General features: G+C 63.7%; 13 protein-coding genes. 5 read left to right on the forward strand and 8 right to left on the reverse strand.

Features of this window, described 5'->3' with window-relative positions; all coding sequences use genetic code 11:
* Nucleotides 1-7: 7 nt before the first annotated feature.
* The 3 genes from E4Q23_RS24150 to radC are packed head-to-tail and all read left to right on the forward strand — an operon-like array spanning nt 8 to nt 3,603.
* Nucleotides 8-1,657, forward strand: a complete 1,650-nt coding sequence (locus E4Q23_RS24150) for a DEAD/DEAH box helicase family protein (RefSeq protein WP_248595560.1) — start codon at nt 8-10, stop codon at nt 1,655-1,657.
* A gap of 12 nt (nt 1,658-1,669) precedes the next feature.
* Nucleotides 1,670-2,944, forward strand: coding sequence for a type I restriction enzyme subunit R domain-containing protein (locus E4Q23_RS24155; RefSeq protein ID WP_248595561.1), 1,275 nt, complete (start codon nt 1,670-1,672; stop codon nt 2,942-2,944).
* A complete protein-coding gene (radC, locus tag E4Q23_RS18250) occupies nt 2,941-3,603 on the forward strand; it encodes a RadC family protein (RefSeq protein ID WP_169067966.1) in 663 nt (220 codons plus the stop codon). The genes E4Q23_RS24155 and radC overlap by 4 nt, the downstream gene beginning before the upstream one ends.
* 97 nt (nt 3,604-3,700) lie before the next feature.
* Here radC and ald read toward each other — a convergent pair whose 3' ends face one another.
* Nucleotides 3,701-4,819, reverse strand: coding sequence for an alanine dehydrogenase (gene ald / locus E4Q23_RS18255; protein WP_169067967.1), 1,119 nt, complete (start codon nt 4,817-4,819; stop codon nt 3,701-3,703).
* 277 nt (nt 4,820-5,096) lie between these two features.
* On the opposite strand from ald, the gene E4Q23_RS18260 reads away from it, so the two are divergent.
* Entirely contained in the window at nt 5,097-5,750 is a 654-nt protein-coding gene (locus tag E4Q23_RS18260; RefSeq protein ID WP_211203829.1) for a sigma-70 family RNA polymerase sigma factor, read from the forward strand.
* An 80-nt stretch (nt 5,751-5,830) separates the two neighbouring features.
* Here E4Q23_RS18260 and E4Q23_RS18265 read toward each other — a convergent pair whose 3' ends face one another.
* From E4Q23_RS18265 to E4Q23_RS18295, 7 genes are all read right to left on the reverse strand, one after another.
* Nucleotides 5,831-7,750 (reverse strand): PhoX family protein, encoded by a 1,920-nt coding sequence (locus E4Q23_RS18265; protein WP_169067968.1) that lies wholly within the window; start codon nt 7,748-7,750, stop codon nt 5,831-5,833.
* A 122-nt stretch (nt 7,751-7,872) separates the two neighbouring features.
* Nucleotides 7,873-8,217, reverse strand: coding sequence for a BrnA antitoxin family protein (locus tag E4Q23_RS18270; protein WP_169067969.1), 345 nt, complete (start codon nt 8,215-8,217; stop codon nt 7,873-7,875).
* A gap of 84 nt (nt 8,218-8,301) precedes the next feature.
* A complete protein-coding gene (locus tag E4Q23_RS18275; RefSeq protein ID WP_169067970.1) occupies nt 8,302-8,496 on the reverse strand; it encodes a hypothetical protein in 195 nt (64 codons plus the stop codon).
* A gap of 324 nt (nt 8,497-8,820) precedes the next feature.
* Nucleotides 8,821-9,792 carry a metal ABC transporter solute-binding protein, Zn/Mn family gene (locus tag E4Q23_RS18280; RefSeq protein ID WP_248595562.1) on the reverse strand — a complete coding sequence of 324 codons (972 nt, stop codon included), beginning with the start codon at nt 9,790-9,792 and terminating at the stop codon, nt 8,821-8,823.
* Between the two features lie 45 nt (nt 9,793-9,837).
* Complete coding sequence (locus tag E4Q23_RS18285) at nt 9,838-10,719, reverse strand: metal ABC transporter permease (RefSeq protein WP_169067971.1); 882 nt, start codon at nt 10,717-10,719, stop codon at nt 9,838-9,840.
* Entirely contained in the window at nt 10,716-11,504 is a 789-nt protein-coding gene (locus E4Q23_RS18290; RefSeq protein ID WP_169067972.1) for a metal ABC transporter ATP-binding protein, read from the reverse strand. The genes E4Q23_RS18285 and E4Q23_RS18290 overlap by 4 nt, the downstream gene beginning before the upstream one ends.
* 14 nt (nt 11,505-11,518) lie before the next feature.
* On the reverse strand, nt 11,519-11,662 hold the full coding sequence (locus E4Q23_RS18295; protein ID WP_169067973.1) for a hypothetical protein: 144 nt from the start codon (nt 11,660-11,662) through the stop codon (nt 11,519-11,521).
* A 510-nt stretch (nt 11,663-12,172) separates the two neighbouring features.
* Here E4Q23_RS18295 and E4Q23_RS18300 point away from each other — a divergent pair.
* Nucleotides 12,173-13,714: a methyl-accepting chemotaxis protein gene (locus E4Q23_RS18300; protein ID WP_248595563.1), complete on the forward strand. Its 1,542-nt coding sequence runs from the start codon at nt 12,173-12,175 to the stop codon at nt 13,712-13,714.
* Nucleotides 13,715-13,764: the final 50 nt, after the last annotated feature.

Here is a 13,764-nt window from a genome sequence, read left to right on the forward strand (position 1 = left end):
ATCGACCATGCCACGCACACGAGCGCCGGAACTGAATTTCCAGCAGCACGTCGCGGACTTCCTGGTCCGCGTGCATGGCTACGGCGTACTCGAGCAGGCGGAAATCACCGACAGCGAACACTGCATCGCCGAAGATCAGCTCTGGGCCTTCCTGCAGGCGACGCAGGCCGAGCAGCTCAGAACGCTCGCCGACGACTATTCGAGCGATGCGCGCGAAGAAGTCTTTCGCGCCCTGCGCAGGGAGCTGGAGTACACGCCGCTGTGGATGATCCTGCGCCACGGCCTGAAAGTGCGCGGGCTGGCGTTCCGCCTCTACTACCCGAAACCCCGCTCGGTCGAGAGCGCCGCAGCGGACAGACACGGCCAAAACCGCCTCACCTTTCGTCCGCACTTCTATTTTGGCGAGACGCGGCAGGAGATCGACTTCGTCGTCTTCCTCAACGGCCTGCCGATCGTCGCGCTGGAACTGAAGCACGAGAAAAACCAGACGGTACACGACGCGGTCGCCCAGTTCGCCGCGCGCGACCACGCGCAGCGCATCTTCCGGCACCCGTTCCTGTACCTGGCCGCCGATACCAGCGACGTGATGGCGGCGACCGACCCACGCCGGGTGGAAAACTTCCGCTGGCACAACAGCGGCCTGACCAATACGGCGCAAGCGGCAGGCGAGTACTCGGTCGAGTTCCTCTATCGCGAGATTCTCGGCAAGGACGAGCTGCTGGAAGCGCTGTCCTTCTTTCTGGTCCGCGTACCAGAGCGGGAAGCCGAAGACGACAAGCGGCGGCAGGCGGCCTTCACCATCCTGCCGCGCTACCACCAGAGCCGCATGGTGCGCAAGCTCGCCGACAACGCGCAGGCGCTGTTTGCCGCCTCCGGAAACATCGGCCGCAAGTATCTGATCAATCACTCGGCGGGCAGCGGCAAGACGCTCTCCATCTGCTGGCTGGCCGACCGCCTGCACAGCCTGTTCAAGCCGGGCAGCAGCGAGAAGCTGGTGAACGTGGTCTTCATCCTGACCGACCGCAAGGCGCTGGATACCAACATCCGCGACGACATCGAGAAGTTCACCCATCTCAAGGATGTCGTCGGACTGGCGCGCAAGGCCGACGACCTGCCGCGTTTCCTCAAGGAGCGCAAGTCGATCATTGTCACCACCCAGCAGAAGTTCGCCTGGGTGCTCGAACAGATCAGGAACGACCCGGCGCTGAAAAAGCTGCGCGTCGCCTTCCTGATCGACGAGGCACATCGCTCGCAGGAAGGCCAGATGGGTGTCGCCATCCGTGTGCCTTTCCGGCGCGCCGACGAGGCCGACCAGGGCGACGAAGCCGCAACAGGGGAAACGCCGGACGATGACGAACAAATCGCCAGGATCATCCGCGCGCACGATCTCAACCAGCTTTTCGTCGCCTTCAGCGCAACACCGGCGCCGGCCACGGTGACACTGTTCGGCAAGCCTTTCGACACCTACAGCGAGGCGGAGGCGATTGCCGAAGGCTACATCGTCGACGTGGCAGCGAGCATCATTTCGTACAAGACGCTCTACAACCTGCATTGCCCGCTCGTGCCCACGCCCGACGATGAACGATTGTATCCGGCGGGAGTGGTGTCGAAAGCGCTGAAGAACGTCGCTTTCCAGGACGATGGCCTGATCCAGTAAAAGGCGGAAGTGATGCTGCGCATCTTCGAAAAGGACGTGCAGTCGCTTATCGGCAATCGCGCCAAGGCGATGATCGTTGCCTGTTCGCGCGTCGCCGGCCTGCGCTATTTCCGCATCATCCAGGAGAAGCTCAGGGAGCGCGGCACCGCCTACAAGGCGCTCTACGCGTTCTCGGACTTCGTCCATCCGCAGACCAACGCAGCGATTAGCGAGCACGCGGTGAACCAGCTCGACGACGGCGAGCTGATCGAGGAGCGCTTCAAGGGTGAGGACTATCGCCTGATGATCGTCGCCAACAAGTTCCAGACCGGCTTCGACCAGCCGCTACTGGCCGGAATGTTCCTCGACAAGCCGGTCCTGGACCGCAACGCCGTACAGACCGTGTCGCGGCTGAACCGCAGCCACGAAGGCAAGAACGATGTGGTGGTGGTCGATTTCACCAACAACGCCAGGGCCATCCTCGGCGCTTTCGCCAGATATCGTAAAGGCACGCCCTTCGAAGCGGAGGAGCCGGACCCCGCGCAATGCACTGCCCTGCACGCCCGGCTACTCGCAGCGGGCGTCTTCTCGCAGAGCGACGCCAGCGACTTCGTCGCCCTGGCTGCGTCGGGAACGGATGCGCAACTGCAGCTCGTCGTAAACGCGCTTCGCATACGCTTCCAGACCAGGCTCACGTCCGCGGACGAGCGCAAGAACTTTGTCTACCTGCTGGCGCGGCTGGTGAAGAGCGTTCATTTCCTGACCTGTTTCTTCGCCTTGCCCGCCGCCGTACGGGAGATCGCCACCTTTGCCGAATACGTCGGACCACAGCTGATCAAGCAGGGCAGCATTTCCGAGCTGATGCAGCAGATTCGTCGGACCGAAGTCGCCAAGGCCGCCGTTCGCTACAACGGCGAAGTGCGCAGCCGCGGCGGCGAGGTGAAACTGAGACCCGGCGGCGGCAGAAAGGGCGTCGGCCCGACGCTACGTAAAGTCTCGATCCAGCAGATGATCGCCGACATTGCGGCTGAGTTCACGATCAGCGACGAGGAGGCGCTATTCATCAGGCAGGTGACCGAGGAAAAGTCGGTCGACGCGACCATTCGCAGCACGGTGCACGCACATCGCGAGGACATGGGCTTCCTCGAAGGCGCCTACCACATCCAGGTGAACGGGGAAATTCTCATCGCCTACCGCCATCTCGAACGCTACGAGGCGCTGGCGGACGCCAGGTACACCGACACCGGAGCCATCTTCGACATCATGGCCGCAACCGTCATCGAACGTCATCTGCAGGCTGCGGCATGAACACACGCATGACCGACATCCCGGAGCATGATCGACCACGCGAGAAACTGCTGCGCAAAGGCGCTGCAGCACTCAGTGATCAGGAACTCGTCGCGGTGCTGCTCGGCAAGGGCACGGCGGCAATGGACGTCATGACGCTCGCCGGCAAGCTGGTGAGGATTGTCGACGAGAAAGGCCTGCAGCTTCGCGCCGACGATCTCACCCAGTACGGCGGCGTTGGCGACGCCAAGGCTGCGCTGATTCTCGCAGCGGTCGAATTTGCGCGCCGCCGCATCAAGCCCGAGGGCTCCCGGATTACAACGTCCGCCGACCTTCTGCCGCACGTGCGGCATTACGCCGACCGCAGGCAGGAGCATTTCCTGTGTGCCAGCATCAACGGGGCAAACGAGATCCTGAACATAAGGGTTGTTTCAATCGGTCTTATCGATCGTACGCCCGTTCATCCGCGCGAAGTCTTCGCGGATGCCTTGGTGGACCGTGCCGCGGCGATCATCGTTGCGCACAACCATCCAAGCGGCGGGCTCGAACCGTCGGCAGCCGACATCGAAGCCACCAGGCAACTCAAGGCGGCCGGTAGCATCGTCGGCGTACCGCTGCTGGACCACATCATCTTCAATCGCAGGGGTTACTTCAGTTTTCTCGAGGCCGGGCGGCTGTAAGCCGCGCAAACAGAAATCGGTCGGCAACCGCGAGCCCCGCCAGAGCGCCCCGCGGTCCTTCCCCGGCCAAAAACCAACTATCCGCGCTGGAAACTCGTCAGCCGGCAAGCACCGACAGTGCATCATGATAGTCGTACTTGAGGTCGTCGGCGACCTCGCGGCAGGTGACTTTTCCGAACGCGACGTTGAGACCGTTGCGCAGGTGCTCGCTGTCCTGCAGCGCCTGCCGCCAGCCCTTGTCGGCGATCTGCAGCGCGAAAGGCAGGGTCGCATTGTTGAGCGCGTAGGTCGAAGTGTTGGGTACGCCACCCGGCATGTTGGCGACGCAGTAATGCACCACGTTACCAACCACGTAGGTCGGGTCGGCGTGCGTCGTCGCCTTGGCGGTCTCGCAGCAGCCCCCCTGGTCGATGGCCACGTCCACGATCACTGACCCGGGCTTCATCGCATTGACCAGGTCGCGAGTGATCAGCTTCGGTGCCGCGGCACCCGGGATGAGCACGCCACCGATCACCAGATCGGCGGTCAGCACGTGCTGCTCGACATTGTCCCGGTTCGAGAAAACGGTGATCACGCGCGCGCCGAGCTGGCGATCGAGGCGCCGCAAGACGTCGAGGCTGCGGTCGATGACCACCACTTGCGCGCCGGTGCCGACGGCGATCTGCGCGGCGTTCGAACCGACGACACCACCGCCGAGGATGACGATCTTCGCCGACGGCACGCCGGCGACGCCGCCGAGCAGGATACCCATGCCACCGTGCGCCTTCTCGAGGCAATAGGCGCCGGCCTGAATCGACAGGCGTCCGGCGACTTCCGACATCGGCGCCAGCAAGGGCAGGCCGCCGCCCGGCTGGGTGACCGTTTCGTAGGCGATGCAAACGGCGCCGCTGCTGACCAGATCCGCGCACTGTGCAGGATCGGGGGCGAGGTGCAGGTAGGTGTAAAGAATCTGCCCTTCGCGCAGCATGGCGCGTTCGCCGGCCTGCGGCTCCTTGACCTTGATGATCATTTCGGCCTTGGCAAAAATCTCCGCGGCGGTCGCGGCAATCGTCGCTCCGGCCTTTTCGTAGACCTCGTCAGCGGCACCGATGCCAGCGCCAGCGCCGGTTTCAACAGTCACCGGATGACCGTGCTCGACCATCTCGCGAACCGATGACGGGGTGAGACCGACACGGTATTCGTGGTTTTTTATCTCCTTGGGTACGCCGATGTGCATCGCTGTCTCCTTGTGATCGTATTTAAGCCGCTTATCTTAGGCGATTTCCGTGTGGCGGGCTGGCTTTTTGCGTGTCGTGCAGTTGCCCGTTCGGCATGCCCCTGGCGCATGCCCGCGAGGCTTGCCTGGGCGGACTCGCCGCTCGAGAACCAGTCCCGCAGGGCGCCACTCGGCGCGCCAGCGCCAAGACCTCGGCACGTCTATCGCCGCTGCGCGCTTGCGTATAAACTGCCACTCCCGAACCCGGCGCCTTGCCCCCTACCGATTGCCGAAGCCGATGACCCGCAACGATCGCGACAGCGAAAATCACACGCCAGCTCCGGACAGCAGCGGATCGGCGCTCCCCGCCGCTGCCGAGGCGATGGCCACGGAGCTGGCCAGCTTTCGCCGTGACATGCTGCGCTTTGCGGTCCTGCAGTTGCGCGATCAGGCAAGCGCCGAGGACGCCGTGCAGGAAACCATGCTCGCGGCGCTCCAAGGCGCGGCGCGCTTTGCCGAGCGTGCCAAGCTGAAGACCTGGGTGTTCTCGATTTTGCGCAACAAGATCGTCGACATCATCCGACGGCGGGTTCGCGAACCGATCCACGAAGCAGCCGAGCAGGAAGTCGACGACGCCGATTTCGACCCGCTGTTCAAGAGCAATGGTCACTGGCAACGCGATGCGCGGCCTTCGGACTGGGGAAATCCGGAAAAAACTTTCGAAAACCGCAACTTCTGGGCAGTCTTCGACGCCTGCCTGCAGCGCCTGCCGCCGACCACCGCACGCGTCTTCATGATGCGCGAAATGCTCGGCCTGGAGACCAACGAAATCTGCCAGGAACTGTCGATGAGCAGCAGCAATTGCTGGGTCGTGCTGCATCGCGCACGCATGGGACTACGCCTGTGCCTCGAACAGAAGTGGTTCGGCAGCGGTGAACGAGGAGGGCGATGAGCGACCAAGAAGTGAGCAATAAGCGGGCAGGCGAATGGCAGCAGCGCCGTGGCAAGCAGCGACTGCCCGCGATCGAGGCTTCAGGTGCCGACAACGCCCCCATCCGCGCGCCTGATCACCAGCGTAGCCGAACGCGGTCGGCCACCGGTGACACCTGCAAACTGCTTGGCTGGCCATCCTGATCCGGCCAGCGGCGCCGAGGGTGACGAACGCCCACCGGCCGCCTCACCGGGATGCTGGACGTTGATGAACAAACTGCGTGCATCCGGCGTGGCGCTGATGCCGGTGATCTCGCAGGCTTTCGGTCCGGTCAGGAAGCGCCGTATTTCACCGCTGGCGACGTCGGCGACGAGCATCTGATTGTTACCGAGCCGCTGGTAGTCGCCACGATTCGCGACGCTGCCTGAAACATCGGTCTGGATCCAGAGGCGACCGGCGCGGTCGAACCACAGGCCGTCCGGGCTGGCGAAAGCATCGCCTTTGATGTTCCCGCGCTTGGCCGGGTCGGGGTTTTCGGGGTCGCCACAGAGCACGAAAACATCCCAGTCAAAGGCGCCGGCCGCCGCATCGGCCTGTTCCTCACGCCAGCGAATGATGTGCCCGAAAGCGTTCTCTGCGCGGGGATTCGCGGCATCGGCAGTCAAGCGCTTGCGGTTGTTGGTCAGCGTGCAATACACCTCGCCACTCTGCGGATCGACGGCCAGCCATTCCGGGCGGTCCATCTTCGTTGCGCCAAGGAGATCGGCGGCCTGCCGAGTGCGGATCAGGATTTCGGCCTGATCCGCAAAGCCATTGCCCACGTCGAGACCATTCTGGCCGTGCTGCAGGGCGATCCAGCGACCTTTGCCGTCGGCATCGAAGCGCGCCACGTACAGCGTCCCGACGTCGAGCAGGCGCCCGCCAGAAGCGGGATCTCCGGCATCGAAGCGATCGCTGGAGACGAACTTGTAAAGGTACTCGAAAGCCTGGTCGTCGCTCATGTAGACCACGACACGGCCATCGCTGGCCAGCGTAAGCGTGGCACATTCGTGCTTGAAACGACCGAGGGCGGTACGCTTGACGGGCGCCTGCGCAGGTTTCCAGGGATCGATTTCGACCACCCAGCCAAAACGATTGGCCTCGTTCGGCTCGCTCGCCACATCGAAGCGACGGTCGTACTCGTGCCAGCGGAAGCCGGCACCGTTGGCACGGATACCATAACGCTTCTGATCGGCAGTCGGCTCGACAAGGCCGTTGAAATAGCCGTCGAAGTTCTCTTCACAGCTGAGGTAAGTGCCCCACGGGGTGTGCCCCATCGCGCAATTGGCCAGCGTCCCGAAGACGACGTTGCCACGCCGGTCGTCGCCGGTGCGCATGCCTGGCGCGCCGGCCGCCGGACCGGCGATGCGTGTCGGCGTACGCGCGCTTATCCGACGCGCGTACCGAGACGGCCGCACCAGCTGCCAGCGAAACTCGCTGCCGCTCTCCTTGAGCTCAACCTCGATCACTGACACGCCATGCGCGTTCTGGGACTTGCGCGTCTTCTCGTGGCTCCAGTCGGCCATCCCGTCGGGATGCAAGAGCCCGTCGTCCGTGTATTCGTGATTGATGCACAGCAGGCCGTGCGTCGACGATGGCTTGCCGTCCTCTACCCAGGGAAAGAAGTGCATGCCGTCATGATGCATACCGGCCTGCTCGGCCTGCTCGCTGGCGCTATTTCCCGCATCGGCGCGGAACGCCGGTCCGTCCGAGATCGGGTCACCCCAGGCGTAGAGCAACTGCACGGAGTAGCCATCGGGAACGCGCACGATATCGTCGCTCGAAATGCTGATCGCCGTAAAACCAATACCCGGCCGGCCCGTCGGCGCGGCCATTGCCGGCAGGCCGAAGAAAGACAGTGCGGCACTACCCAGGCCGGCCTGCAGCAAGCGCCGGCGGGTAGTGGCGGTGGCCGAAAGCGCCGCGAGAAGCTGCGCGAAGTCCAGGTTCGCGCCGTCGTTACTGATCAGGTCCTTGTCCATTGCTTGTCTCGGTCCGGATTTGACGGAAAGGAGCAATTATCGCGCAGTGCGCCACAATGCCGTCATCGCTGACGAAAGACGAGCCTCCCGGATAGGCGCACAAGCTCTTCGCTGGCGGCCGACTACGCAGCGCGATGTTGCTGGTGCTGCTGTACCTGCTCTTCAACATGGCGCCGCAAGACGTCGTTCATGCGCGTCTGCCAACCATCGCCGCTGGCCTTGAAATAATCGAGGACCTCCGGGCTATAGCGTACGGTCACCGCCACCTTGGTCGGCAGTTTCTGCGGGCCGCGCCGGCCGGGTTGGCGAACTTTCGCCTTGCCGGAGACACCTGGCGCGATTTCTACGGGTTGATTGGCGTCACGGACGTTTTCAGCATCCTTCGCGCGCACCGCCTTGGCCACCCGCGCCACGCGTTTGCGTTCCTTGCCGAACGTCGAAGACGTTGCCACAGCTTCCTTTTTCATCTTTTTTTTCACCCTAAGCACAATAAATTCGAGGGGCATGAGCCGTGCGCTCAGCCCTTGACAAGAGAGCAACTGCACCGCGGCCTATTTGACTTTGTAGAGTAAGGGTTCCGGCGCGATTACGTTACGAATCGCGACTTTGAGGTCGATCAGGTCGACATGGCCGAGCAGCAGCAGGCCGGCGCGAACGAGTTGCCCCTTTTTGCTGGGAAGCCCGCGCTTGGCCAGGCGCTTCTTGAGCTTGACGAGTTCCCGGTATTCGCTGTGCGGAATTCGCAAGCGACAACGCACGCCATGGGTGGGCTTGCGCGTCTTTTTTCACCTTGCCAATGGGTTCCGGCGGCGGCATCGCGGCGAGTCTTCGGAGTTTGAGTTCCTTGGCTGCAGCGAGAATCGCTGCGGCGCTGGAAAGAGGGGCTGCTGACGACATCGAGATTCTCCCTGGCAAATTGCGGGGCAGTCGCCGGAGAATCACGCACTTGATCGCGCATTGCGCTGCGGCCGGCCGGCTGCGACAGTTTGTAACAACCGGGAGAGGATGCTCTGCTTATGTGACAGATTGATGACGGTGCGCCGCGTTCAGCCGGCAACCCGCAGCGCTTGTCAGTCGGCCAGCGCCGCGGCGAGCGTTTTCGCGTTCTCGCGCATCATGCCGAGATAGCTCGCGGCGGCTGTCCCAGGGGTGGACAGCGAATCGGAGTACAGGATGCCACCGATTCGCGCCCCGGACTCCGCGCTAATACGTTCCAGCAAGCGCGGATCGCTGACCTTCTCGATGAACATTGCCGGGATCTTCTCTTGGCGAATTTGCCGGATGATCGCAGCAACGGCGGCGGCTGAAGGCTGCGCATCAGTGCTGACGCCGACAGGCGCAAGGAAGCGAATTCCATAGGCACGGGCAAAGTAGCCAAAAGCGTCGTGTGAGCTGACGACGACGCGGCGTTTGGCGGGAAGCCTGCTCAGGCTGGCACGAATCTCGCCGTCAAGCGTGAGCATCTGCTGCTTCAAAGCGGCGGCGTTGGCCTGATAAGCGGTTAGGTTCGCCGGGTCAAGCAGCGCCAGGGCAGCGGCGATGTTGTCAACGTAGTGGCGCGCCTGCGCCAGATCCTGCCAGGCGTGCGGGTCGACATCGGCCGCGTGATCATGCCCGCGATGCTGGCCACCAGGCCCCGGTTCCTTGTCAAGAAGCTTGACGCCCTTGCTGGCCACCACAATCGGCCCACGATAGCCGGACGACTGCATCAGGCGATCGATCCAGCCTTCGAAGCCTAGGCCATTGACGACCACCAGTCGCGCGCGCGCAAGCATTTTCACGTCAGCCGGCGTCGGCTGGTACACGTGTGCGTCCGCCAGCGGGCCGACCAGGGTATACACCTGCACGTGCTCGCCGCCGACGCGTTGCGTGAGGTCGCCGAGAATGCTGAAACTGGCCACCACCGGCAGCAACTCGACCGCCGTTGCCGCGCCAGGCTGAGCGCCCAGGAGGATCACCAGAGCCGCGGTCCGCAGCGCAGCCGGCGGCAGAAAAGCCATTGCCAGCCAGCGCTGGAGTCCGTTGAGTAAGATTTCTCTCATGCTCTTCCCCGATTGAGTGCTTGAGTGCTTGACTCGGCGTTCGCGTCAGCGTTCGAAGTGCCAACCTGACCGCCAACGGCTGGCCAGGGGTCCGAGCGGAGCGACAAGCAGCGAGAGCAGATAGAGGCCGCCCAGGGTCAGCACGATCGCCGGACCGGCCGGCAGGTCTGCATGATACGAGAGCAGCAGGCCGATGACGGATCCGAGCTGCGCGACGCCCACGGCGATCAGCAGCAGCGGTCCGACATTGCCCACCCACAGGCGCGCCGCAGCCGCCGGCAAAATCATGATCCCGACGGCCATCAAGGTTCCCAGAGCGTGGAAGCCGGCGACCAGATTGAGCACCAGCAGCACCATGAAGCCATAGTGGGCGACGGGGCCGAGGCGGCTGATACGCGCCAGGAAAGCCGGATCGCAGCCTTCGAGGACAAACAGGCGCAGGCCGAGCGCGAGCGCCAGTACCGACAACGAGGCAAAGCCTGCGAGCAGCAGCAGGGCGGCGTCGTCGAGCGCCAGCACGCTGCCGAAAAGGACATGCAACAGGTCGACGCTGCTGCCGCGCAGCGAGATGATCAGCACGCCGGCGGAAAGCGAGATGAGGTAAAAAGTCGCCAGACTGGTGTCTTCCTTGATCACCGAGTTGCGTGCCACACCGCCGGCGAGCACGGCCACCGCCAGGCCGGCGACCAGGCCACCGATGGTCATCGCCGGCAACGACAGACCGGCAATCAGGTAGCCGATGGCGGCCCCCGGCAGAATCGCGTGCGACATGGCGTCGCCGGCCAGACTCATCCGGCGCAGCATCAGGAAGACGCCGACCGGCGTCGCGCCGAGCGACAACGCCAGACAACCGGCCAAGGCCCGACGCATGAACGCGAACTCGATGAACGGCGAGAGCAGCGGGATGCTGGACAGCGTTTCGCTCATCCGGCGCCCTGATCGGCATGGCAGATGGGCGCATGGGCGTCGTCACTGCGGCCTTCGGCAAGCCGCCGGGCGCGCAACAGATTGGCCTCGCTGAGCACCGTCGCGGTAGCGCCGCGAGCGACGATCTCGCGCGCCAGCAGCAGGGTTTCCGGGTACTCCTGACGAACATGCTCGAGGTCGTGCAGGACGGCGATCACGGTCCGCCCTTCGCCATGCCAATGTTGCACCAGCGCCGCCAGGTCGCGAACGCTGGTCGCGTCGATGGCGCCGTAGGGCTCATCAAGGAGGACCAGCGGGGCATCCTGAAGCAGGACGCGGGCGAAGTGCGCGCGCTGCAACTGACCGCCCGAGAGCGCGCCGATCGGACGCCTCTCGAGGCCGTTCAGACCAACCAGGTCGATGGCCGCGGCGATGCGCTGGCGGCGGGCGCGGTCGAGGCCGCCAAAGGCGCCAATCTCGCGCCACAGCCCCATCGCCACGAAGTCGTGAACGACCATAGGAAAGCTGCTATCGAGCGTCCTCATCTGGGTCAAATAAGCGATTTGCTGGCGCTGCACGCCCTGCAAGTGGATGCGCCCCTGCAACGGTCGCAGCTCGCCGGCAATGCCTTTGAGCAGCGTCGATTTACCGGCGCCGTTGGGACCGACGATGGCCAACAGGCTGCCGGCGGCAATCTCTCCGTGCAGGTGGTGAACCGCCGGATGGCGATCGTAGCCCAGGGTCAGATTGTCGAAGCGCAGGATCGACGGGAGCTTCGGTGAGGGCTTTGAAGTGTTCTCGGGCATCGCTGACGCGGCGTTCAGTACAGCGCCCAGAACACCGTCGTCCACAGCAACAGCAGCGCGCCGAAGGCCCAGAACAAGCGCGTCAGGGCACTGGCGCAGAGCACCGGATTGCGGGTTTTGGCGCCCGCCGATGCGCGCGGGCTTGCAGAAAGAGACATGAGCGATGTGATACGAGGCGAGCAAAGGGCCTTTTGGGCGCGGGCGCGGGTTCGGACCTCCCGCGGAGGGCGAATCTTGCCTCGTTCGAAAGGCAAACGCAACCGCCTTGAGCAAGTATCGTGATTCTCCAAAGCGACCAGGGCGACCACGTTCTGGAGGTCGTTCGCGAGCTTCCCGATCGCGCGTCGCGGCCCTGGAAGGTGTTACTCGAAAACTCTGGCGACGATAGGCGCTCCCGGGCCTGGCAGCGCCGTACGGGCGGAAGCGACTGCGCTAAAGTTTGATGCCCACTGGCCGTTAGCGTAGTGTAGTCACGTAATCCATTGCTGCTGCTGGCATATCTGTTCAAGCCTCAGCACACCGCCTGCGACGTTGCGCAGCGAGTGACATCGAACGACAAGGTTGCCGCCGCGCGCGAGGGGTCGAACATGGCTGCAACAGCCGATCAGCTCATGGCGAAGATCCACCATACAAGCCGCGTTGACGGCAACTACCTTGGGAGAATGGCCATGATGATCGGTGACTGCAGTATCAAGACGCGCTTTGTCGTCGTATTGGCCGTGGCCGTGCTCGGCCTCGCCGCGCTCGGCCTGTACTCCCTCGCTGAACTGCGCGGCAACATGCTCGACGATCGCCAGGACAAGATCCACGCGCTGGTCGAGGTTGCCAACGGCGTCGTCGCCCGCTTTCACGATCTGGCCAAGAGCGGCGCACTGAGCGAAGACCAGGCAAAGAAACAGGCACTCGAAACCGTGCGCCAGATGCGCTACGAGAACGGTGAGTATTTCTTCGTCCTCGACACCCAGCACAACTTCGTGATGCACGCAGCGAAAGCGGCGCTGGAGGGCACGAGCGGCGCCGACTTGCGCGACCCGAGTGGCAAGCTGTTCATCCAGGAGCTCGTATCCGTGGCGCTGAGCAGGGAGCAAGGCGGCATCGTCGACTATTCCTTCGCCAAACCCGGTAGCGACAAAGCAATTCCCAAACTGAGCTATTCCGCGCATTTCAAACCCTGGGGCTGGGTAATCGGCACCGGTATCTATCTCGATGACGTGGACCAGGCATTTCGCCGCGAAGCAATCAACGCCCTGCTCATCATCGCCCTGGTCGTTGCCGTTCTGGCCGGGGTCTCGCTGTGGATTGGGCGCAGCGTGCTGCGCCAGCTGGGCGGCGAACCGGCCGCGGCATCGGCGATCGCGCTGCGCATCGCCGGCGGCGACCTGAGCCAGGAAATGCCCGCCGAAAAACTGCTCGGTGGCAGCCTGATGCATTCCATCGCGCAGATGCAGAGCCGCCTGCGCGGCATCATCGCCGAAATCGGCCAGCTATCCAGCGCCCTGGCCAACAGCGCCAGCGAGATTTCTGTCGCCACCGACGAAACGCGCCACGCGGCTGAGGCGCAAGCCAACTCGACGTCGGCGACCGCGGCTTCGATCGAAGAATTGACGGTGAGCATCAACGAAGTCGCGCAGAATGCTCAGGCAACCGGCGAGAGTTCACAAGCCGCCGCCAATTGCGCCGAACAGGGACGCACGCTGGTCAACAGCTCTGCTGCCGAAATCGAAAAAGTCGCTGCAATCGTCGCCCGCTCGTCCGAGCAGATCCGGCAACTGGCGACGCGCTCACGGGACATTGGCGGCATTGCCCAGGTGATCAGGGAGATCGCCGAGCAGACCAACCTGCTGGCGCTCAACGCGGCCATCGAAGCCGCCCGCGCCGGCGAGCAGGGCCGCGGCTTCGCGGTGGTCGCCGACGAGGTCCGCAAGCTCGCCGAACGAACCAGCAAGGCCACCAATGAAATCAGCACCATGGTGGTCAGCGTGCAGGCCGATACCGAATTGGCGGTTGGCGCCATGGGTGAGGCTGCTCCGCAGGTGAGCCGCAGCCTCACCAAAGCGCACGAGGCGAGTGCCATGCTCGAATCGATTCACCAGCAGGCGCAGCAATCGAGCGAACGCGTACAGCAAGTAAATTGTCGTCAGCAAGCCACAAAAAGTCAGTGGCCGCTTATGGTTTGGAGCGGCCAGCCAGACCCGTTACTGGGGTTGTAAGCCGGAACCTGTGGTTCCGTGGGAGTGGCGACGTGTCAAGCGTGGCGGAT

This window comes from Candidatus Accumulibacter phosphatis (assembly GCF_012939955.1).
GTDB lineage: Bacteria > Pseudomonadota > Gammaproteobacteria > Burkholderiales > Rhodocyclaceae > Accumulibacter > Accumulibacter delftensis.

Coding starts and splice junctions, on each gene's coding strand:
- ald (WP_169067967.1), bottom strand. CDS start 4,819: ATGCACATCGGCGTACCCAAGGAGATAAAAAACCACGAATACCGTGTC.
- E4Q23_RS18285 (WP_169067971.1), bottom strand. CDS start 10,719: ATGAGCGAAACGCTGTCCAGCATCCCGCTGCTCTCGCCGTTCATCGAG.
- E4Q23_RS18295 (WP_169067973.1), bottom strand. CDS start 11,662: ATGTCTCTTTCTGCAAGCCCGCGCGCATCGGCGGGCGCCAAAACCCGC.
- E4Q23_RS18290 (WP_169067972.1), bottom strand. CDS start 11,504: ATGCCCGAGAACACTTCAAAGCCCTCACCGAAGCTCCCGTCGATCCTG.
- E4Q23_RS18265 (WP_169067968.1), bottom strand. CDS start 7,750: ATGGACAAGGACCTGATCAGTAACGACGGCGCGAACCTGGACTTCGCG.
- radC (WP_169067966.1), top strand. CDS start 2,941: ATGAACACACGCATGACCGACATCCCGGAGCATGATCGACCACGCGAG.
- E4Q23_RS18270 (WP_169067969.1), bottom strand. CDS start 8,217: ATGAAAAAGGAAGCTGTGGCAACGTCTTCGACGTTCGGCAAGGAACGC.
- E4Q23_RS18300 (WP_248595563.1), top strand. CDS start 12,173: ATGATGATCGGTGACTGCAGTATCAAGACGCGCTTTGTCGTCGTATTG.
- E4Q23_RS18260 (WP_211203829.1), top strand. CDS start 5,097: ATGACCCGCAACGATCGCGACAGCGAAAATCACACGCCAGCTCCGGAC.
- E4Q23_RS18280 (WP_248595562.1), bottom strand. CDS start 9,792: ATGAGAGAAATCTTACTCAACGGACTCCAGCGCTGGCTGGCAATGGCT.
- E4Q23_RS24150 (WP_248595560.1), top strand. CDS start 8: ATGCCACGCACACGAGCGCCGGAACTGAATTTCCAGCAGCACGTCGCG.
- E4Q23_RS24155 (WP_248595561.1), top strand. CDS start 1,670: ATGCTGCGCATCTTCGAAAAGGACGTGCAGTCGCTTATCGGCAATCGC.